General features: G+C 65.9%; 22 protein-coding genes. 11 read left to right on the plus strand and 11 right to left on the minus strand.

Annotation, left to right across the window (positions count from 1 at the left end; genetic code table 11):
• The 3 genes from mmsA to PV761_RS12625 all read right to left on the minus strand — a co-directional run bounded on the left by mmsA (window position 1) and on the right by PV761_RS12625 (window position 4194).
• Entirely contained in the window at window positions 1–1530 is a 1530-nt protein-coding gene (gene mmsA, locus PV761_RS12615; protein ID WP_347897176.1) for a multiple monosaccharide ABC transporter ATP-binding protein, read from the minus strand.
• 107 nt (window positions 1531–1637) lie between these two features.
• Window positions 1638–2762 carry a multiple monosaccharide ABC transporter substrate-binding protein gene (gene chvE, locus PV761_RS12620; protein WP_347897178.1) on the minus strand — a complete coding sequence of 375 codons (1125 nt, stop codon included), beginning with the start codon at window positions 2760–2762 and terminating at the stop codon, window positions 1638–1640.
• 319 nt (window positions 2763–3081) lie between these two features.
• Entirely contained in the window at window positions 3082–4194 is a 1113-nt protein-coding gene (locus PV761_RS12625) for a DNA alkylation repair protein (protein ID WP_347897180.1), read from the minus strand.
• A gap of 146 nt (window positions 4195–4340) precedes the next feature.
• Between PV761_RS12625 and PV761_RS12630 the strand changes: the two genes are divergently transcribed.
• Complete coding sequence (locus PV761_RS12630) at window positions 4341–5123, plus strand: phosphatase PAP2 family protein (protein WP_028271175.1); 783 nt, start codon at window positions 4341–4343, stop codon at window positions 5121–5123.
• Between the two features lie 6 nt (window positions 5124–5129).
• Complete coding sequence (locus tag PV761_RS12635) at window positions 5130–5438, plus strand: MmcQ/YjbR family DNA-binding protein (protein ID WP_043438585.1); 309 nt, start codon at window positions 5130–5132, stop codon at window positions 5436–5438.
• Between the two features lie 45 nt (window positions 5439–5483).
• Here the strand turns inward: PV761_RS12635 and PV761_RS12640 are convergent, their stop codons facing one another.
• Window positions 5484–5819 carry a MerR family transcriptional regulator gene (locus PV761_RS12640; protein ID WP_347897183.1) on the minus strand — a complete coding sequence of 112 codons (336 nt, stop codon included), beginning with the start codon at window positions 5817–5819 and terminating at the stop codon, window positions 5484–5486.
• Window positions 5820–5960: 141 nt separating this feature from the next.
• Between PV761_RS12640 and PV761_RS12645 the strand changes: the two genes are divergently transcribed.
• The 4 genes from PV761_RS12645 to PV761_RS12660 all read left to right on the plus strand — a co-directional run bounded on the left by PV761_RS12645 (window position 5961) and on the right by PV761_RS12660 (window position 8856).
• Entirely contained in the window at window positions 5961–6386 is a 426-nt protein-coding gene (locus PV761_RS12645; RefSeq protein WP_028271173.1) for an Hsp20/alpha crystallin family protein, read from the plus strand.
• A gap of 96 nt (window positions 6387–6482) precedes the next feature.
• Window positions 6483–6908 (plus strand): J domain-containing protein, encoded by a 426-nt coding sequence (locus tag PV761_RS12650; protein ID WP_347897185.1) that lies wholly within the window; start codon window positions 6483–6485, stop codon window positions 6906–6908.
• Window positions 6909–6926: 18 nt separating this feature from the next.
• On the plus strand, window positions 6927–7316 hold the full coding sequence (locus tag PV761_RS12655; protein WP_028271172.1) for a hypothetical protein: 390 nt from the start codon (window positions 6927–6929) through the stop codon (window positions 7314–7316).
• Between the two features lie 40 nt (window positions 7317–7356).
• Window positions 7357–8856: a family 1 glycosylhydrolase gene (locus tag PV761_RS12660; protein WP_347897187.1), complete on the plus strand. Its 1500-nt coding sequence runs from the start codon at window positions 7357–7359 to the stop codon at window positions 8854–8856.
• A gap of 44 nt (window positions 8857–8900) precedes the next feature.
• Here the strand turns inward: PV761_RS12660 and PV761_RS12665 are convergent, their stop codons facing one another.
• The gene (locus PV761_RS12665) at window positions 8901–9959 is read right to left on the minus strand and encodes a phosphatase domain-containing protein (protein WP_043438579.1); all 1059 of its coding nucleotides are present in this window, start codon (window positions 9957–9959) and stop codon (window positions 8901–8903) included.
• A gap of 96 nt (window positions 9960–10055) precedes the next feature.
• Window positions 10056–10787: a DUF72 domain-containing protein gene (locus PV761_RS12670; RefSeq protein ID WP_347897190.1), complete on the minus strand. Its 732-nt coding sequence runs from the start codon at window positions 10785–10787 to the stop codon at window positions 10056–10058.
• Between the two features lie 152 nt (window positions 10788–10939).
• On the opposite strand from PV761_RS12670, the gene PV761_RS12675 reads away from it, so the two are divergent.
• The 5 genes from PV761_RS12675 (at window position 10940) to PV761_RS12695 (ending at window position 15391) form a co-directional block, all read left to right on the plus strand.
• Window positions 10940–12733: a glycoside hydrolase family 15 protein gene (locus PV761_RS12675; protein ID WP_347897192.1), complete on the plus strand. Its 1794-nt coding sequence runs from the start codon at window positions 10940–10942 to the stop codon at window positions 12731–12733.
• Between the two features lie 106 nt (window positions 12734–12839).
• Window positions 12840–13712, plus strand: coding sequence for a fumarylacetoacetate hydrolase family protein (locus PV761_RS12680; RefSeq protein WP_347897194.1), 873 nt, complete (start codon window positions 12840–12842; stop codon window positions 13710–13712).
• An 86-nt stretch (window positions 13713–13798) separates the two neighbouring features.
• Window positions 13799–14176 (plus strand): VOC family protein, encoded by a 378-nt coding sequence (locus PV761_RS12685; RefSeq protein ID WP_347897196.1) that lies wholly within the window; start codon window positions 13799–13801, stop codon window positions 14174–14176.
• Window positions 14177–14289: 113 nt separating this feature from the next.
• On the plus strand, window positions 14290–14601 hold the full coding sequence (locus PV761_RS12690) for a DUF1508 domain-containing protein (protein ID WP_028271165.1): 312 nt from the start codon (window positions 14290–14292) through the stop codon (window positions 14599–14601).
• 91 nt (window positions 14602–14692) lie between these two features.
• The gene (locus PV761_RS12695; protein ID WP_347897199.1) at window positions 14693–15391 is read left to right on the plus strand and encodes an HAD family hydrolase; all 699 of its coding nucleotides are present in this window, start codon (window positions 14693–14695) and stop codon (window positions 15389–15391) included.
• A 34-nt stretch (window positions 15392–15425) separates the two neighbouring features.
• Here PV761_RS12695 and PV761_RS12700 read toward each other — a convergent pair whose 3' ends face one another.
• The 5 genes from PV761_RS12700 to aceB form a co-directional block, all read right to left on the minus strand.
• Window positions 15426–15644, minus strand: coding sequence for a hypothetical protein (locus PV761_RS12700; protein ID WP_347897201.1), 219 nt, complete (start codon window positions 15642–15644; stop codon window positions 15426–15428).
• Between the two features lie 134 nt (window positions 15645–15778).
• The gene (locus PV761_RS12705) at window positions 15779–16933 is read right to left on the minus strand and encodes a serine hydrolase domain-containing protein (RefSeq protein WP_347897203.1); all 1155 of its coding nucleotides are present in this window, start codon (window positions 16931–16933) and stop codon (window positions 15779–15781) included.
• Between the two features lie 64 nt (window positions 16934–16997).
• Window positions 16998–17810 (minus strand): bifunctional allantoicase/(S)-ureidoglycine aminohydrolase, encoded by an 813-nt coding sequence (locus PV761_RS12710; RefSeq protein ID WP_028271161.1) that lies wholly within the window; start codon window positions 17808–17810, stop codon window positions 16998–17000.
• Window positions 17811–17820: 10 nt separating this feature from the next.
• Entirely contained in the window at window positions 17821–19095 is a 1275-nt protein-coding gene (locus PV761_RS12715; protein ID WP_347897205.1) for an aldolase, read from the minus strand.
• Window positions 19096–19098: 3 nt separating this feature from the next.
• A complete protein-coding gene (aceB, locus tag PV761_RS12720; RefSeq protein ID WP_347897207.1) occupies window positions 19099–20697 on the minus strand; it encodes a malate synthase A in 1599 nt (532 codons plus the stop codon).
• Between the last annotated feature and the right edge of the window lie 19 nt (window positions 20698–20716).

A 20716-nucleotide genomic window follows, 5' to 3' on the forward strand; every position in this document is an offset into this window, starting at 1 on the left:
CTATTCCTTCTCTTTGGTCATAAGGTGCATGAGGGTCTCCTGTGAGGCGTCGGCGATGGGCACTTCGCCGGTGATGTGGCCTGCTGACAGCGTGTAGATCCTGTCGCAGATGCCCAGCAGTTCGGGGAGTTCGGAGGAGATCACGATGACCGCCTTACCCTCTGCCGCGAGCTTGGTGATGATGGTGTAGATCTCGAACTTGGCCCCGACGTCGATGCCGCGGGTGGGTTCGTCCAGGATCAGCACGTCGGGGTCGGAGAACATCCACTTGCTCAGCACGACCTTCTGCTGGTTGCCGCCGGACAGCTTGCCGGTGATGGCAGCCACTGACGGTGCCTTGATGTTCATGCTTTGCCGGTAGCCGTTGGCGACGATGGTTTCCTGGTTCTTGTCCACCCAGCCGCGCTTGGCCAGTTTCCGCAGGGCCGCCATGGAGATGTTCCGCTTGATGTCTTCAATGAGGTTCAGGCCGTAGTGCTTGCGGTCCTCGGTTGCGTAGGCGATGCCGTGCTTGATGGCATCCGAGACGGTGGACGTGTTGATCTCCCGGCCATGCTTGTAGACCTTTCCTGACACGGCGGTGCCGTATGTCCGGCCGAAGACGCTCATGGCCAGTTCCGTCCTGCCGGCGCCCATGAGGCCGGCCAGTCCCACCACCTCGCCTTTTCGGACGTTGAGGCTCGCGTTGGTGACCACCATCCGGGAGTGGTCCTGGGGGTGCCGCACCGACCAGTCCTCGATCCGGAGGACTTCCTCGCCGATCTTCGGGTCGCGGTCCGGATAGAGACTGTCCAGGTCCCGGCCCACCATGCCGCGGATAATCCGCTCCTGGGTAATTTGGCCCTCGTCCAGACGCAGGGTTTCGATGGTCTTGCCGTCGCGGATAATGGTGACCGCATCCGCCACCTTGCGGATCTCGTTGAGTTTGTGGCTGATGATGATGCTGGTGACGCCCTGGCCCTTCAGGTGGAGGATCAGGTCCAGCAGGTGGCCGGAGTCCTCGTCGTTCAGCGCGGCCGTTGGCTCGTCCAGGATGAGGAGTTTGACCTCTTTGGAGAGTGCCTTCGCGATTTCGACGAGCTGCTGCTTCCCGACGCTGATGTGCTGGACAGGCGTGACGGGATTTTCGCTGAGTCCCACGCGGGCCAGCAGCTTGGCGGCTTCGAGGTTTGTTTTGCGCCAGTCCACCCACCCGTTCTTCGTCAGTTCATTGCCGAGGAAGATGTTTTCGGCAATCGAAAGATAGGGGCTCAGGGCCAGCTCCTGGTGGATGATGACGATGCCGCGCTTCTCGCTGTCGCTGATGCTGTTGAACGTGCACGGTTCGTTTTCGAAGAGGATGTCTCCGTCGAATGAGCTGTGCGGGTAGACCCCTGACAGCACTTTCATGAGGGTGGATTTCCCGGCGCCGTTTTCGCCGCAGATGGCATGCACCTCGCCGCGCTTTACATCCAGCGTGACGTTCTGGAGTGCCTTGACGCCCGGAAAGGTCTTGGTGATTCCTCGCATTTGAAGAATGGGTGTGTTCATCGTCAATTCCCACTGACTGGTCGATCCTGGGCCTTCCTGCGGCTGCAGGGGCCTGCCGGAGGGGTGTGGCCGGACCGGTGACGGCCCGGCCACAACCCTCAACGCGGCTACTTGACGTCGGCGTCGGTGTAGTAGCCCGAGTCGATGAGCTCCTTCTTGTAGTTGTCCGCGGTGATGATCACGGACTCCAGCAGGTAGGACGGGACAACCTTGACCTTGTTGTTGTAGGTCTCCGTGTCGTTGACCTCAGGCTCCTTGCCCTTCAGGACGGCGTCGACCATCTTGACGGCCTGGGCGCCAAGCTGGCGGGTGTCCTTGAAGATGGTGGAATACTGCTCGCCGGCCATGATGGACTTCACTGAGCCCTTCTCGGCATCCTGGCCCGTGACGACAGGCAGGCTTCCCTTGGAGTAGCCGCCGGTGCTGGTCAGCGCGGAGATGATGCCGATGGACAGTCCGTCATAGGGGGACAGCACACCGTCCAGCTTGGTGCCGGAGCTGTAGGCGGCGGTGAGGATGTCCTCCATGCGCTTCTGGGCAACGGGTGCCTGCCAGCGGAGGATGGCGGCCTGTTCGAACTTGGTCTGGCCGCTGGGGACCTTGAGCGTGCCGGCATCCAGGAACGGCTTGAGGGTGTCCATGGCCCCGGTCCAGAAGAAGTTGGCGTTGTTGTCGTCGGGGCTGCCGGCGAACAGTTCGACATTGAACGGACCCTTGCCGTCCACCTTCTTGCCGCTGGCATCCACCAGGCCCAGTCCGGTCAGCAGCGAAGTGGCCTGCTGGACGCCCACGGTGTAGTTGTCGAACGTGGTGTAGAAGTCCACGTTGGGGGTGCCGTTGATGAGGCGGTCGTAGGCGATCACCTTGACGTTCTGCTCCTTGGCCTTGGCCAGGACGTCCGTGAGCGTGGTGCCGTCGATTGCGGCGATGATGAGCGATTTGGCGCCCTTGGTGAGCATGTTTTCGATCTGCGAAACCTGGGTGGGGATGTCGTCGTTGGCGAACTGCAGGTCCGTCTTGTATCCCAGTTCCTTCAGGGACTTCTCGACATTTCCGCCATCGGCGATCCAGCGCTCCGAGGTCTGCGTGGGCATGGAGATGCCCACAAGCGCCCCTGAATTATCCGAGCTGGCGCTCGGGGTGGCGGCGCCGCCCCGGCTGCCGCAGCCTGTGGCCCCCACCGTCACTGCGAGGACGACGGCGAACGCGCCCAGGAGTTTCTTGATTCTCACTATGTTCTCCTTCCGCGGACGGCTCGGTCCGCGAACTGGTGCTAAACCGGAAAGCATCTGCGCTTTGCGGCTGTGGGGCCGGCCGGGAGGATCCGGTCGACTGACGAGGCGGCCCGGAGCCCGCTCATCGGAAGTAAATCTCGCCGGACGGAGCGCAAGGCTCCGGCGCCGGCTGGGTGATGATCGAAATCATAGACCGAGTTGTTAGCGCTAACAACTTGTTGAGCTTAGCTCTCAGTGGATCTGTGAGTCAAATCACATTTTTGTCAGCGGGGAGCAGCCCGCGCCGTTGAATTCCCTGATGCGGTCCGGCGGCGGCTCAGACCTCCACGAGGAACTGCGTATGGGCGTACCGGATGCCGTTGATCTGCAGTTCCAGGGCGTGGCTGCCAGGGTGGTGCACGCGGGTGGTCATCTGGCGGAAGGCGTGCCGTTTGGACATCGTCCGGGTTTCGCCGGGGTCCAGGGTCAGGGCTGTCAGTTTGAAGACCTTTTCTGCCTGGGAGCCGTTCGCCTTCATGTAGTGGACGATGTAGTCCACTGCGAGCCTGGCCGGAGCGGCCCCCGTGTTGGAGATCTCGAATTCGAAGGCGAGGTCCGCAGGCAGCGCCACGGTGTCCCGGTCCAGCCTGGGCGGGGACACCGAGAGCGACGCCGGAGCGAACCCCTGGAGGGCGAGGGCGCCAGGGTGGGCCTTCTTGATCAGCGTGCGCAGTCCGTGGCGGACCACCCACGGCGTATTGGCATCCGGTGCTGCTGTCCATGCTGCGGCCGCGGCCACGACTTCCTCAGGAGAGTGGCGCGCCAGGTCATTGAGGTGGTTCGCCACTGAACGGCGAACGTATTCGTGCGGATCCCGGTAGAGGGCGTCGAGGATGGGAATCGTGGCCTCAGGGCGCTGGATCAGGCCCGGGACCCGGACGGCCCAGGGGAGGTACGGGCGGGTCCCCTCGCTGGCGAGCCGGCGCACATGCGCGTCAGGGTGGGCGGTCCAGGTCAGCACGACGGCGAGGGCACGGTCCAGGTCGGCGGCCAGCAGCCGCCGGATGGCGAATTCCCCGGTCAGCCGCGGAGTCAGCTCGGCGAGAAGCTGAAGGCAGTCTTCAAAATCGGCGGATCCGGATGAATCGAGGGCGAGCGTTACTGCTGTTTCCGTCACCGGCCAGATGGTCCAGCCGGTGAAGTCGGGGTCCGTGAGGGCGCGGCGGAAGAGGTGCGCCGCCGTCGGATAGTCCCCGGGATTTCCGTCGGCCGCCAAATCCGCGAGCAGCCCCCGGCTCACGTGGTCGGTCCGTTCCCGGAGGCTGAGGTCCGCGAGCGAGGCCCCGGCAGCTTCGACGCTGGGCCAGGACGTGCCGGGGGCGGCCTCCGCGAGTACGCGCAGCAGCCTGCCGACCGCGGCCTGGTCAATAAGTTCGTTCATGGCACCCATGCAGTCAGGCTACCGTTGCAGCCGTCCAGGCCGGGTGCGCCGAGGAGGAAGCGGAACCAGATTCCCGGTTCCGCGAGCCAAAATCGCCGAACCGGGATAATCTCAGCGGACACAAATCTATAAGACTGCATAGGTGGAAGCGGCACATGGCTGAAGATCGATCCCGGAAATCGCCTCACTGGTGGCGGGTTTTCCATGACAAATTCGTCGTCGAAGAACGGTACATGAGCGCTGCGTCCCGTAAGAACCTCTACCGCGTCGCTGTGATCCTGATGATCCTGGGTACCGGACTCTTCCTGTTGACCTTGACGGACGTCCTGGGTCGGGACGGCCTGACCGGTTTGGATGAACCCGCGCGGTCCTGGCTGGTCACCCAGCGGTCGGAGCCGATCACGGCCTTGATGATTTTCCTCGCGATTGTCTTCGGGCCCATTGCCCTGCCGATCATCGTGCTGGTGGTCACCGTGGTGTGGGGCATCGCCGCCAAGCATGCCTGGCGGCCGCTGCTGCTGGCAGGCGCCATGCTCACCGGAGTGGCGCTCGCACAAATCATCGGCCGGTCGGTCGGCCGCCAGCGTCCGCCCCTGGACCTCATGCTTTTCGGCCCCGACGTCACGTTCTCCTTCCCCTCGGGGCATGTACTCGGTGCCTGCGATTTCCTGCTGGTCACCACGTTCCTGATCTTCTCTCGCCGCCAAAGCACATGGCCGGCAGTGGCTGGCTTCGCCGCCGCCGTCTTCGGGATTTTCCTGGCCTCAATCAGCAGGCTGTACCTCGGCTACCACTGGGTCAGTGATGCACTGGCCTCCCTGTTCATTTCCTTCGTGGTCCTGGGCGCCGTCATCGCTTTGGACACGTGGCGAACGGCCCGCATCCCGGGAGAACAAATCACCGGCGAACTGTCCAAGGCCGATACGGCCGAAAGCTAGCCACGGGTGGCCGCCGACGAAGGGGACGTCCGCCGCATCTGCCTGTCGCTGCCCGGCGTCACGGAGCGGCCCAGCTGGAACCAGCCCGCGTGGTTCGCTCGGACCCTGATGGCCAGGATCTGGGAGGACGGCGTCCTCACGGTCAAGACCCGTGAGCGGGAAGCGCTGGCCGGAACGAACCCGGACACGTATTTCTGGACCCCGCACCATGAACGGTCACCGCAGCTGGTGCTGGTCCGGCTGGACCGGATCGACGTGCAGGAGCTGGCTGAGCTTCTCGAGGAGTCCTACCTGATTGCCGGCGGCCGGCCCTGATCCTCCCTGCCCCGCTGGGTCTGCCCCGCTGCCCTGGGCCGCGGCTCAGCCCCGCGGCCCAGCACTGCCGGCCAGCCCTGTTGACCGGTCGCGCAGGCGTGAGCGGGCCCTTTTCAGTTCGACCCTGAGCCTGGTGTTGGCCGCCTCGAGTTCCAGCACCTTGGCCACGCCGGCCAGGTTGAGCCCCTCGTCCAGCAGTTCGCCGATGCGTTTCAGCACGGCGAGGTCCGCGTCGCTGTATTGCCGGGTCCCGCCGGAGGTGCGGTCCGGGGTGAGTAGGCCTTTCCGCTCGTAAAGCCTGATGTTCTGCTGGCCCGTTCCCACCAGGTGGGCCACCACGGAGATCGCGTACAGGCCTGTCTCCGCACTGCGCTCGGCCATGATCCTCCATAGAATTTTCGTGCCGGATGCCCTTGCCACAGTTTCTCACCGGTGCTATAAAAAATCTATACCAGCCACCATAGATATTGGCGGGTAGCTAGAAGGAAATGGAACAACCACAAGGTGAAGGAGTGGGAAATGATGTTGATGCGTACGGACCCGTTCCGTGAACTGGACAGGCTTACCCAGCAGGTGTTTGGAACCGCGGCGCGGCCCGCGGCCATGCCGATGGATGCCTGGCAGGAGGACGGGGAGTTCGTCGTCGCGTTCGATCTGCCGGGAGTCGACGTGGACTCTGTGGACCTCAATGTTGAGCGGAACGTTTTGACTGTGCGGGCTGAACGGCGCGATCAAACCCAGCCCAACGTGGAATTGGTCGTTTCGGAGCGGCCCCGCGGTGTCTTCAGCCGCCAACTGATCCTCGGTGACACCCTCGACACGGAGAACGTCAAGGCCAGCTACGACGCCGGCGTGCTGACCCTCCGCATTCCTGTTGCCGAACAGGCGAAGCCGCGCAAGATCGAAATCGAAACCAAGCACGACAAGATGCACGAGATCAGCACCTAGCCGACGAACGGGCGTCCGGGGCGGCAGCCGGTCGGTGCCGGCCGCCGCCCCGGCACGCAGCCGCAGCCCCGCGACGAGGCAGGCAGTGTGAACGCGATGACCAACCAATTGCCTGACTACTACGGCGTACTGAACGTGGCAAGGACGGCCACGCGCCAGGAGATTGCGCGTGCCTACCGGGCCCTGATGCGGCTCCATCATCCCGATCTCGAAGACGGGTCCGGCAAACCGGACTGGTCCGGTGAAGATGCCGGCACTGCCGTGGCCGGCCGGCGCAGCGGATCCAACAGCGGGCTGCTGGGCATCATGGAAGCCTTCGCAGTGCTGAGTGATGCGAAAACGCGCGCTGAATACGACCGTGCGCTGTCCGTTCCGCATATCACCCGCGATCTTAACCCCGGCGATCTTAGCCGCAGCGGGCCCCGCGATGTGCCGGTCCGCCGGGTACACACTCCGCAGCCCCCGCTGCTGCGGGTCACACCAGTGCTTTGGGAGCGCGGCCCCAGGCCGGGCACCGGATAAGTAGAAGAGGAGCAGTCCATGAGCGCCTGGCGCCGTTTTGATTCGCATCTGATTCCGGCGTTCCACGAACGCTTCGAGCAACGCTGGGGTGTGGGCACAGCCCCGTTCCTGGATCCCGAGGCCCACGAGGAACCGCTCCCGCGGGCCCAGTGGATCCATCCGGAGACAGGGGCGGCTCTGGCGGTGGTCCCGATCTGGACACCGGATGACAGCCAGCACCGGTCCTTCGGGGTGTTCTACCTCCCGCCGGGCGGCGACATCTGGGTGCTGCGTCCCGGGTTCACCGGTTACCTCGAACCGGCGGCCGATGACACGGAACACCTCATTACCCTTCGCAACGATGCTTTCAAAAAAGCGCTGGCTCATGCCAAGGAATTCCTCTTCGGCTCCGATGCAGCGGTGCACTAAAATCAGTCCACCACCCGAAACTACATAAGGGATCAAGCAGATGAACTACTCCGCCAAAGACCTGGCTGCCACGATCCCGCCGTCCTTCACGCTGGGCGTCGCAACGGCCGCCTTCCAAATCGAGGGTGCCTTGGACGAGGACGGCCGCGGACCATCCGGGTGGGATGTGTTTGCGCGGAAACCCGGGGCGATCGTGGACGACCACGGCCCCGTCACGGCCTGTGACCATTACCACCGGATGCCCGAAGACGTCGCGCTGATGAAGGACCTGGGCATCGACTCCTACCGGTTCTCGCTGTCCTGGTCCCGCATCCAGCCCGGCGGCAGCGGCCCGGTCAATCCCAAGGGCCTGGACTTCTACGACCGGCTGCTGGACCAGTTGCTCGCCAGCGGTATTTCCCCGATGGTCACGCTCTACCACTGGGACACACCGCTGCCGCTCGACGAAGCCGGCGGCTGGATGAACCGCGATACGGCCTACCGGCTCGGCGAGTTCGCCTCCATTGCGGCAGCGGCCTTCGGCGACCGGGTAGCCCGGTGGTGTACCGTCAACGAACCTGCCACGGTAACAACCAACGGCTATGCCCTGGGCCTCCACGCGCCCGGCGAAGCGCAGTTGCTCAAGGCGCTGCCCACCGTGCACCACCAGCTCCTCGGCCACGGCCTGGCCATGCAGGCACTGCGTGCCGCCAACGTCCCCGGCGAGGTCGGGATCACCAACGTCTACTCACCCATGATTCCGGCCTCGATCAACCCGCTGGACAAGCTGAGCTCAGCGCTCATGGATGTTTTCCAGAACAGGCTGTTCGCGGATCCCGTCTTGCTCGGGAAGTACCCGGACGTCGTTCGGGCCGCCACGTTCTTCAGTTCGTTCAGCCCCTCCGACGAGGACCTGCAACTGATCTCGCAGCCGTTGGATTTCTACGGGCTCAACTACTACATGCCTACGATGGTCGCCGCCGGGCCCGGCGACGGCGCCGTTCCTCCCGGGATGGCGGAGGCCATGGGGGATGACCTCAGCGGCAGCGCTCCCGGCGCGCCCTTCCACATCACCGAGTTTCCCGACGCCGAGACCACGGCATACGGGTGGCCCATCAGGCCCGACTACATGCCGGTGGCGCTTGCCGAAATGGCCGAACGCTATCCGGACCTGCCGCCGGTCTTCATCACCGAAGGCGGGGCGAGCTTTGAGGACCTGGTGGTGCGGGACAAGGCCGGGGACCGGATTATCATTCCGGACGAGCGCCGCCTGCGCTATCTCGCCGAGCACATTTCCAGCGCGGTGGAGGCCACAAGCCCCGGAGGCCCCGCGGAATCCATTGACTTGCGCGGCTATTACGTCTGGTCCCTGCTGGACAACTTCGAGTGGTCCGCGGGCTACAAGCAGCCGTTCGGCCTCCTGCATGTCGACTTTGAGACGCTGACCAGGACGCCCAAAGCCTCCTACTACTGGCTCCAGGAGCTGCAGGAAGCCCGCAAGAACGGAGCCGCCGCCGCAGTCGATTCGAGTGCGGCCGGTGAGCCGGAGCCGGTGGCATGACGCCTCACGCGTGGCCGGCCACTGACCGGCCACGCGTTCGCCGGCTACACGATTTTGAGGTCGGCGAGGCCCTTGGTGATGCCTGCGCCGTCGGGGGAGTAGATCCACGGGACCTTTGAGCCCGTGTGGTCACCGTTCTCCGAGTGGCCGCCGGCCAGGACAGACTCGCCCACCGACAGCTGGCGGATGGCGATGGCGGCCACACGGTCGCCGTGATCCCGGGCAAACCTGGAGTAGATCTGCTCGTCGTGCTGGCCGTTGTCGCCGATCAGCAGCCAGCGCATATCGGGGAATTCCTTGGCGAGCCGGTCCAGGTTGCCGTTCTTGTGCTCCTGGCCGCTGCGGAACCAGCGGTCCTGGGTCAGCCCCCAGTCCGTCAGCAGGAGGGGACCGGCGGGGTACATGTTGCGGGTCAGGAACCGTGCCAGCGTGGGTGCGGCATTCCAGGGTCCGGTGGACAGGTAGATCACCGGCGCATCGGGGTGTTCCACCACCAGGCGGTCCATGAGCACCGGCATTCCGGGCGTTGCCATGCGTGCCCGCTCACTGAGCACGAAGGTGTTCCACAGGGCAAGGAACGGCCTGGGCAGTGCAGTGACCATCACGGTGTCGTCGATGTCTGAGACGATGCCGAACTTGGTGTCGGGACCTATTACGATGATGTTCGCCTGCACGGCCTCGGTTCCGACGGCCCGCAGCGTCGCGGTGTGCCAGCCCGGGGAGAGTGCTACCTCCACCACGGTGTCCACGAGGCCGCCGCGGTCCGCCTTGACGCGGGTGGTCACGCCCTCGATTTCGATGTCCACCTCGGTGAACTGCAGCGGGACGCTGGTGAATGCACGCCAGCCGCGGATGTTCTGGTTTCCGTTCTTCGCGGCGTGCTCGGCGCGGCTTCCCGGCTTGGGCTTGGTGGTCAGCACCACCCGGCCGAGGACACGCACCCACGAGGTCGACCCGTACCCCTGGTAGGCGACGGTCTGCGGAACAAAATTCCAGCGCCTGGCCAGCGTGATGCGGACGGTGTTGACCGTGTCCGAGACCTTGTGGGCCGCCCGGAGCGCGTGGGTTCCGGGCAACGATGATTCCTGCGGCGCCAATTCCATGCTTCCACTCTGCCACAACGGCGCCCGTCGGCACCGGCGTGCTGGTACTAAGGCGCCGCACCGTAACAAGCCGCACCGTACAAGCTGTACCGGGCGTCAGCCTTCCCCGAGGAGCCACCGCAAGGTGTCGGCGTTCCGCACGGCGTTGCCGCCGCCGTCGTTATTGAAATAGGCAAACACGTCCCTGCCCTGGCCTTTCCACTCCCGGATCCGTTCAGCCCACCATCGGAGGTCCTCCTCCGAATACGAACCTCCGTAGAGGTACTCGTGGTCCGGCCCGTGCAGGCGGACGTACACGAACGGCGCCGTGGCCCGCAGGATGCAGGGCAGATTGGCGCCGCTCATGATGCAATAGGCGGCTCCGTGGCGCTCCAGCAGCGCATACACCTCGGGGTGGTCCCAGCTGGGGTGGCGGAATTCCACTGCCACGCGCACCCACCACGGGAGGGCCGCCAGGAAGTAGTCAAGACGGGCGTCGTCGCGGCCCAGGCCCGGCGGAAGCTGGACCAGCAGTACCGCCCGCTTCTCACCCAGCTCATGCCAGCACCTGGTGATGCGCTCCACCCACGCGTCGGGACCGTAGAGCTTCTTCGCATGGGTGAGCCCGCGCGGGGCCTTGACGGACATCATGAAGCCCTCCGGAAGGCGCCGGCGCCAGCTGGCGAAGGATGATTCCCGGGGCCAGCGGTAGAAGCTTGCGTTCAGCTCCACCGTGCCGAACCGCGCCACATAGTGGGCCAGCCGGTCGCGCGCCGGAAGTCCCGGCGGGTAGAGCACGTTCTCCCAATGGTCGTAGCTCCAGCCGGACGTCCCGATATGGATCCCCATGGTGTCCTTGGACCTCAGTCAGTCCGCGCCGGGCCCGGACCGCGCCGGGAGCGTTCCCTGCCAGGAGCGGACCCGCCGGGAGTTTCCGAAGTTCCGTTGCAGCATGCCTTGGATAGTAGTCGGCCCGGAGCGGTTGTGGCACTGTAAGGACCATGGCACGCATAGAGGACTACGCCGTGGTGGGCGATCTGCACACGGCTGCCCTGATCAGCACCGGGGGCTCCATCGACTGGCTGTGCCTGCCGAGGTTTGATTCGCCGGCCTGCTTCAACGCCCTGCTGGACACGCCGAGGGCCGGGCGGTGGCTGTTGGCGCCTGCCGACGGCGGGGAATGCACCCGCCGCCACTACCGCAAGGGGACCCTCATCCTGGAAACGGAGTGGGAAACTCCCGGCGGCAAGGTCAAGGTGATCGACTTCATGCCGCCGCGCGACAGTGTGGCGGACATTGTGCGGATCGTCGTCGGCGTCCGCGGTTCGGTGCGGATGCACGGCGAACTCACGCTGCGGTTCGACTACGGCCATATCGTGCCGTGGGTCCGGCACGACAACCACGGCATCCACGCCATCGCCGGCCCGGATGCAGCCTACCTGGTCACCGAAGCCCCGCTGCGGGGCGAACGCATGCACACTGTCAGCGACTTCACGGTCCACGCAGGCGAGCGGATTCCTTTCGTACTGACCTGGACCCCGAGCCACCTGCCCCGGCCCCGGTCCATCGACCCGGAGGCATACCTGGACTCAACGGAGTCCTTCTGGCGCGAATGGTCCGCCAAGTGCAAGATCACCGGACCGTACCGGGAGGCCATCCAGCGCTCGCTGATCACCCTGAAAGCCCTGACTTACGCCCCGACCGGAGGCATTGTGGCGGCGGTGACCACGTCCCTGCCCGAACAGCTGGGCGGCCCGCGCAACTGGGATTACCGCTACTGCTGGCTGCGGGATGCCACGCTGACGCTGCAGGCGCTGCTGGCCGCCGGCTACACCGACGAAGCCGCCTCCTGGCGGGACTGGCTTCTGCGGGCAGTGGCCGGGGACCCGGCGGACCTGCAGATCATGTACGGCATCCACGGCGAGCGGCGGCTGCCGGAGATGGAGCTGCCGTGGCTCGAGGGATATGAAAAATCAGCACCCGTCCGGATTGGCAACGGAGCCGCGGGCCAGCTCCAGCTGGACGTCTGGGGCGAGGTGCTGGACTGCCTGGCCCTGACCCGGCACTCGCTGCTGAAGCACAGCGACGAAGCCTGGGACGTCCAGGTTGCCCTCATGGAGCATCTCGAAGGTGCCTGGCAGCGGCCGGACAACGGCTTGTGGGAAATGCGTGGCCCGCGGCGCCATTTCACGCACTCCAAGGTGATGGCCTGGGTCGCCGCGGACCGGATGGTCAAGGGCGTGCGGGACTTCGGCCTGGTGGGGCCGGCGGACCGCTGGGAGGCCCTGCGCGACAGGATCCATGCCGACGTCATGGCGAACGGCTTCGACGCGGAGCGCAACACCTTTGTCCAGTCCTACGGGCGCCCGGAGCTGGACGCGAGCCTGCTGCTGATTCCGCGCGTCGGCTTCCTGCCGCCGGATGACCCCAGGGTGCTGGGCACCGTCGAGGCGGTGCAGCGCGAACTCACCCACGACGGCTTTGTGCTGCGGTACCGCCCGGAAGAAGCGGACGACGGGCTGCCCGGTGACGAAGGCGTCTTCCTGGCCTGCTCCTTCTGGCTGGTGGAAGCACTCATCGGCGTGGGCCGGCGCCGCGAAGCCAAGGAGCTTTTTGAACGGCTCCTGGCACTGCGCAACGATGTGGGCCTCCTGAGCGAGGAGTGGGGCGTGGAGTCGGGCCGACAGCTGGGGAACACGCCGCAGGCATTCAGTCACTTCGCGCTGGTCATGAGCGCCATGGAGCTCTACGAGGACAGTGTCCAGCGCAGCGACGCCCCCGTGCACGGGCACTGACCTCCGCCCCCGGCCGGTCACATTTGGTTCAGCTGGGGGCAGCTGCCGGCTGCATGGTTCCATGGTCACGGAACCTATTGGAACAGGCACGAAGGAGTGTGGACCGGTGAAATTTGCGCGTCTCGGAGATCCGGGCAGGGAACAGCCGGCCGTTCAGCCGGAGGGCCCTGAATCCAACGGAAAGTGGTATTCGCTCGCCGGCGTTGCCGCTGACATCGACGGAGCGTTCCTGGAAGCCGGAGGCGTCGCCCGGGTCCGCGATGCCCTTGCGGCCGGGAGCCTGGCTGAAATCCCCGACGCCGCCACGCTGCGCTTCGGCGCACCGCTGGCCCGGCCGGGGGCCGTCGTGGGGATCGGCCTTAACTACGCCGGTCATGCCGCGGAGTCCGGGGCGGCCGTCCCGGAGGTTCCGGTGGTGTTCCTGAAGCCCAGCAACACCGTGGCCGGTCCGTTCGACGACGCCCCCATCCCGCCGCTGTCCCGCAAGTACGACTGGGAAGTGGAGCTGGCTGTTGTGATCGGACGCCGGGCCTCCTACCTGGCCTCGACGGACGAAGCCGCGGAATGCGTGGCGGGTTACGTGCTCGCCAACGACCTGTCGGAGCGGGAATACCAGCTGCCCGGCGCCGCAGGACAGTGGGTGAAGGGAAAGTCGCTCCCCGGCTCCACTCCGCTGGGCCCGTGGTTTGTACCGGCCGACGCCCTGGATGCATCGGCGCTGCGGCTGCAGACCTGGGTGAATGGCGAAGTGCGCCAGGACTCGTCCACGGCGGACCTGATCTTCGACGTCCCGGCCGTCGTGCACCACCTGAGCCAGTTCATGGTGCTGGAGGCCGGCGATGTCATCCTGACCGGCACCCCCGAGGGAGTGGCCCTCTCCGGACGCTTCCCCTACCTGCAAGACGGCGACGTGCTGGAACTCGAAGTCGAGGGACTGGGCCGCCAGCGCCAGGTTCTTCGCCGGACCCCGGCCGTCTGACGGCCAAGCCGGAACCCCTCGCCAAGGGCGCCGGCTTGTGGCACGCTGGGCCGTATCCAACAGATTCCGGGCCCGAGGAGAGTGCCATGTTCAAGCCGAAGGACGCCTTTTCCAGCTTCAGCGTTGATGATCTGGAAAAGGCCAGGACGTTTTACGGCGAGACACTGGGACTGGACGTCTCCGACGGCGGGATGGGAACCCTCCAGGTGCAGCTCCCGTCGGGGTCCCGGGTCATGATCTACCCGAAGGACAACCACGAGGCCGCGACCTTCACGGTGCTGAACCTTGTCGCCGAGGATGTGGAACAGGCCGTGGACGAGCTGAACGGACTGGGCGTCCAAACCAAAATCTACGATGACCCTGCCATGCCCACTGATGCCAAGGGGATCATGAAGGAGGGCGGGATGGCGATTGCGTGGTTCAAGGACCCGGCCGGCAATGTGCTCTCGGTGGTCAGCACCTGACTAGGCCGTGCCTGACCAGGCCGTGCCTGAACAGGACAGCAGGTCTTCCGTTACCCGCGGAGGTAAGTATACTTACTAATACCTCAGGTTGGGGTTGAAGCGGAGGAACTGCAATGGCTGGACATTTCGAACTGGTTGATGCGCCCGACGGCGGATACCGCGTCAAGCTCATTGACGGAAACGGAACGCTGATGGCGATCTCAGTGACCTTCCCCACCAAGCGTGCCGCAGCGGCCGGCGTGGCCAAGGCCCGCGAAATCGCAGGCACCGGGCTGATCCGGGACCTCAGCGAGAGCCAGGACTCCGAACCGTTGAAGCAGCCGCCTGTGCGGCAGCACGTCAAGGCGCCGAAGAACATCGGCGTGCTGGGGTCCGGCAGGCCAACGGGGGCCACGGGTATCAAACGTGCCCGCACGCACTACTGAAACAGGGCAGGCCATGTCACCCAACACGTATGTCACCCAATAGCCATGTCTCCCAAGGCCATGTCTCCCAAGGCCATGTCGCCTAACGGCTATGACGCCTAGCGGGCCGGGCGGCCGGAAGCACGGCGTTCTGTTCGACGTCGACGGGACCCTGGTTGATTCCTGCTACCTGCATACGTTCGCCTGGTGGCAGGCGTTCCGGGAGGCGGGGCTCGACGTCCCGATGTCGGCCATCCACCGCTCCGTAGGCATGGGCGGTGCGGAACTGCTGGACCACCTCCTGCCGGCAGGCCGCGACAAGTCGGGCGATGCCTCCATCAAGTCCTCCCACGGCGCGATTTTCGCCACCTTCTGGCCCGCGCTCCGTCCGCTGGATGGGGCGCGGGACCTCTTGGCCCAGTGCTATGAGAGCGGATTCGCCGTGGCGCTGGCGTCCTCCGCGCGGAAGCAGGACCTTGACGCGCTGCGGTCAACATTGCGGGCCGATTCCTATCTGCACGCCGCGACCAGTGCCAACGATGCCAAGGCCGGGAAACCCGCTCCGGACATCCTCCAGGCAGCCCTGGATGCGGTGGGCCTGCAGGCAGGGGACGTGGTCTACGTGGGAGATGCCGTCTGGGACGTCTACGCCGCCGGCCGGCTTGGAATTCCCACCATCGGGCTCACGTGCGGCGGAACCTCTGCCGCCGAACTGCTGGAGGCCGGCGCTGTGGAAACCTACGAGAATCCACGGGAGCTCCTGGCGAACCTGCGCGACAGCGCTATTGGCAGGCTCGCCAGGAGCTCCTAGCGATTGGGGGGGAGCCCCCTAGCGACGGGAGGCCTTAGGCATCTGCGATGGCGCCCTTGTTCCAGGAGACCGCGACGCTGACCGAACCGTCGTCGTCCCGTTCAACTTCGGTGATGACGTCGGTGGGCCCTGCCCCCATTTCCATCAGCTTGGCGCGGTATGACGTGACCAGTTCTTCAAGGCTGGATTCCGTCCACTCGCCGGGACGCATGCGCGTTGAAATCTCCACCGGCTCTGGTTGATACAGCGTCATTTCGTTGCCTTTCCTCGATGCTCGGATTCTTCAACGCTAGGGTCCGCGGCGTTAGCATGCAAGGGATTTGCTCAGTGTGCTTAGCTTTTCGCCGCCCTCGCCGTGCTGGCGGCGCCGGTCCCACAGAGCGAGTCCTAACAGCTTGAGTTGAGGGCTTCCTCCAGGACGTCGACGAGGTCCTCCGCCAATCCGTTGCCTTTTAAGCTGAAGGGCTGCGGCGGGGCAGCCAGGGAGACCGATGCCTGCCGGGTTCCGTCGGCGCTGGACATCGAAATAGTGCCGTAGCCGGCTGAATCACCGGCGCGGCCGTAGTAAAAGTTGTTGGTGCAGGTGTCGTTCCAGCGCTGGATCCCCATCCCGTACCGGGCGTAAGGCGGGGTCTGCATGTCCGTGACCATGGACCGCGGGATCAGGCGGCCCTCGAGCAGCGCGGCGTAGAAGGTGTTCAGGTCGGCGACTGTGGACACCAGGCCCACAGCAGGGTCGCCTGCGCGGACTGCGGGGTAGCTGACATCGAGGCGCTCGCCGGAACTGGTGACGTAGCCGTGGACCAGTGCGGGAGGGGCGGGGCCGCGTTCGGTCATCCGCGTGGCGGTGAGGCCGAGCGGTTCGGTCACGTCGGATCGCAGGACGTCGCTAATCGGCAACCCTCGAAGCCGTTCCACGATCATGCCCAGCACGACGTAGTCCGAACCCGAGTACTCATAACCCTGCGCCAGCCGCGGCTCCCACTTCCGGGTCGCGGCCAGGGCGAGGAGCTCCCGGTGGCTGCGGCCGGCGGCCAGCACCTCGCCCAGGCTACCCTGCTGAAGCAGCGGGACGAGGTAGTCCGGCATCCCGGACTCGTGCTGCAGGAGCCGCCGAACCGTGACCGGCCCCGGCGGGTGCATGATGCTCTCGAAGTCCGGCAAATGCCGGCTGACAGGGTCCTCAAGGCCCAGCCTGCCTTCAACCGCGAGTTTGAGCACGGACACTGCAATGAAGGACTCGGTGACCCGTCCGACGGGCACGGGATCGTCAACCTCCAGCGGTTCCCTGCCCTCGAGGCTTCTCACCCCGGAAGCGCGTGACCATTCTTCACCCCGCACTTTGGCCTGCATCAGGACGGCGGGGGCGCCGTCGTCGAGCATTTCGTTGCCAAACTCTTCCAGCGCTGCCGCCAGCCGTGCCAGCGACGAGGGCTGCTCCGGCGGTTCCGGAGCCGCAGTGCAGCCGCCCAGTGCGGCGACCAGCACGGCGACGGTCGCCGCGGCCGCGGTCCGGAACGGCAGTGCGCGAATCCGTGCCACGGAACTCATGTTCCTCAGGGCTTTCAGACGCGTCAATAGCCGTCGGCCGCGGCCGCGAAGCCGGTCAGGTCAGGCGGATCTGGCGGTTCATGTCCTTGTACAGCAGGTAGCGGAACTCGCCCGGGCCGCCGGCGTAGCAGGCCTGCGGGCAGAAGGCGCGCAGCCACATGAAGTCGCCGGCCTCCACCTCAACCCAGTCGTTGTTGAGCAGATACATGGCCTTGCCTTCGAGGACATACAGGCCGTGCTCCATGACGTGGGTCTCCGGGAACGGGATGACCCCGCCCGGCTGGAACGTCACGATGTTCACCTGCATGTCGTGGGCCAGGTCGCTGGAATCCGTGAAGCGGGTGGTCTTCCAGGCGCCGTTGGTATCCGGCATGGCGGTGGGTTCCACTTCGGCGTCACTGGTGACGAAGGACTTTGCCTCGTAGCCCTCAAGGCGCTCGTAGGCCTTGCGGATCCACTGGAAGGAGACAATGTCATCCGAGACGTTCTCCAGGCCCCAGGCGGATCCGGCGGCCAGGTAGGCGTAGCCGCCTTCCTCAAGCTGGTGGAGTTCGCCGTCGAGGGTCAGGTTGACCTTGCCCTTGGTGACGAAAACGACGCCTTCGACGCCGGGCTCAAACTCGGCCTTGGGAGCGCCGCCGCCGGGGCCGATCTCCACGATGAGCTGCGAGAACGTGGTGGCAAACCCGGCAATCGGGCGGGCCAGGATCCAGGAGCGCGTGTTGGAGAACCCCGGCAGGGTGCTGGTCACGATGTCGGTCATGACGCCCTTGGGGATGACCGTGTAGGCCTCCGTGACGATGGCCCGTTCCGTGGTGAGGTGGGTCTGCGGCGGCAGGCCGCCCTGGGGGTAGTAATACTTTCCCATCATTGGATCCTTACTTCGAAGTGGAGTGGGCCAGCCGCGGGTGCGCAAGGCCGGTCAACTGGGGGATTCCGACGCCGGCAAGCGCCTGGACGTCTTCGGCGCCGACGGCTCCGCACTGGACGCCGCGCAGCACGAACGCGGCCAGCGCGCGGGCGGTGGCGGGTTCGTCCATGACCCCGCCCTCGGTCCGGTCCACGTAGTTGCGCAGCCGTGCCGCCGCGGCGGGCAGGCCCTGGCGGTAGAAAGCATAGGTGGCCGCGAAGCGGCTGGGCAGCTGGGCCGGGTGCAGGTCCCAGCCCTGGTAGTAGCCGCGCTCCAGGGAGCGCCGCACCAGCCGGCCGTGCAGCTGCCACGCGTTTTCGACGTTGTCGCCCACGGGGATGATGTTGGTGGAGCCGTCCGACAAGCGGATGCCCGTCCCGGCCACCGCCAGCTGCATGACTTCCTTGGCGAAGTCCGCCACCGGATGTTCCATGGACTGGTATTCCGCGGAGATCTGCAACGAGGCGGAGTAGTCGTACGTGCCGTAGTGCAGGCCGCTGATCCGTCCCGGGACCGCGTGCGGCAGCTGCGCCACCGGCGATGTTCCTTCCGGGCCGAGGATGAGCTGCGGCGTTTCCACCTGCACCTCGAACCGCAGCCGGCCGGCGGGCAGCGAGTGCGCTTCCTCCAGCCGGGACACGGCGAAGTCCATGGCCTTCACCTGCGCCACGGTGGTGACTTTGGGAAGGGTGAGGATCAGGCCCTGCGGCAGCTCGCCCGCTGCGGCCAGTCCGGAGACGAACAGGTCCAGGGTGCGCAGGCCGCGGGCACGGGTGGCCGCCTCGAAGCACTTGAACCGGATGCCGATGAACGGGGGCGCTGAGCCGGCCGCGACTGCCGCGGCCACGGCGGAAGCCGCCGCAACAGCGGCCGCGTCCTCGGCGTCGTCGCCCCTGTCCCCGAAACCGTCTTCGAAGTCCAGGCGCAGGTCCTCAACCGGTTCGCTTTCCAGTTTCGCCTGGACGCGCGCGGCCACGGCTTCGGCAAGTTCGGCGTCCTGGCCGAGCAGGTGGCCCAGACGGGCCAGGCCGCCGTGGGCTTCCGCCGCGGCCAGTGCCGTAGCCCCCCACTCAGCGGAGAACGACGGCGTGAAACGGTCCGCCGATACATACACGGTATGTACCGGCTGGCGGGTGCCGTCGTCGCCCGGGTAGTTGCGCTCCAGCAGCCGGTCGGTGTCGGCCAGCTGTGCGTCGATCTGCGCGAGATCGTGCGCGCTGAGGGAGCCGGAGGGTACCGCCATGCCTCAGCCCACCAGTTCGTAGGCCGGAGTGGTGAGGAAGTCGGTGTAATCCTCGGACAGGCAGATGTCCCCGATCAGGTCGCTGGCCGGCTTGTAGTACTTGACGAATGACTCCTCGCCCACTTCGCCGCGGAGCTTTTCGGTCTCCTCGGCCAGGATGGTGCTGACCAGTTCACGTGTGACCGTGTTTCCGGTATCGGCCAGGACCACGCTGTTGCGGATCTGCTGCCAGACCTGCGAACGGGAGATTTCGGCCGTGGCGGCGTCCTCCATCAGGTTGTGGATGGCCACCGCGCCGTTGCCGGAGATCCACACGGCCGTGTATGCGACCGCGACGTAGAGGTTCAGGCGAAGCCCGGCCTCGGTGACCTTGCCGTCGGCCGAGGCGATGTCCAGGAGCTGGTCCGCCGTGACGCTGACCTCCGGGCGCTGCTTGTCCAGCTGGTTGGGCCGCTCGCCCAGGACGGAATCGAACACTTCCTGGCAGACCGGCACCAGGTCCGGGTGGGCCACCCAGGAGCCGTCGAAGCCGTCGTTGGCCTCGCGCGTCTTGTCCGCACGGACCTTCTCGAACGCCTGGGCGGTGACCTCGGGCTGCTTGCGGTTGGGGATGACGGCCGCCATGCCGCCCATGGCAAAGGCGCCGCGGTGGTGGCACGTCTTGACCAGCAGCTCCGTGTAGGCGCGCATGAACGGTGCCGTCATGGCCACGGTGGCGCGGTCCGGCAGCACAAAGCTGGCGCCGGCGTCTCGGAAGTACTTGATGATGCTGAACAGGTAGTCCCAGCGGCCGGCGTTAAGCCCTGCGGCGTGGTCGCGGAGTTCGTACAGGATCTCGTCCATCTCGAAAGCTGCCGGGATGGTCTCAATCAGCACGGTGGCCTTGATGGTGCCCTGCGGGATGCCCAGGAAGTCCTGCGCGAAGACAAACACCTCGTTCCAGAGCCTCGCCTCGAGGTGGCTCTCCATCTTCGGCAGGTAATAGTACGGGCCCTGGCCGTTGAGGAGGAGCTGCTTGGCGGTGTGGAAGAAGTGCAGGCCGAAGTCCACCAGCGCACCCACGGTGTGTTCGCCGTCAAGCAGGAGGTGGCGCTCATCCATGTGCCAGCCGCGGGGACGGGCCACCACGACGGCGAGCGGCGCGTCGGTGCGGAGCCGGTATTCCTTGCCCTCGGGGGAGGTGTAGCTCAGGGTCCCCGCGGCGGCATCGCGGAGGTTCAGGATCGCGTCGATGACGTTGGCCCAGGTGGGGGTGCTGGCGTCCTCGAGGTCGGCCAGCCACACCTTGGCACCGGAGTTGAGGGCGTTGATGGCCATCTTGGCCGGCGAGGCAGGGCCGGTCATTTCCACGCGGCGGTCCTGCAGCGCGGCCGGTGCCGGCGCCACCTTCCAGTCGCCCGCGCGGACATCCTTGGTTTCGGGCAGGAAATCAAGCTTTCCGGTCCGGGCCACCTGCTCGCGCTTGGCCACGCGGGCTTTGAGGAGTTCGGCGCGGGTGCCCGCAAACCGCTTGTGGAGCTCCTCGACGAAGGCCAGGGCCTTCGGGGTGAGGATTTCCTCTGCTCGTGCAATCGGCTGCGGGTCTGTGACTGAGAGAGCCATTGTCCGGGTCCTTTCTGGG

Origin of the sequence: Arthrobacter sp. CC3 (assembly GCF_039907775.1) — a bacterium.
Lineage (GTDB): Bacteria > Actinomycetota > Actinomycetes > Actinomycetales > Micrococcaceae > Arthrobacter.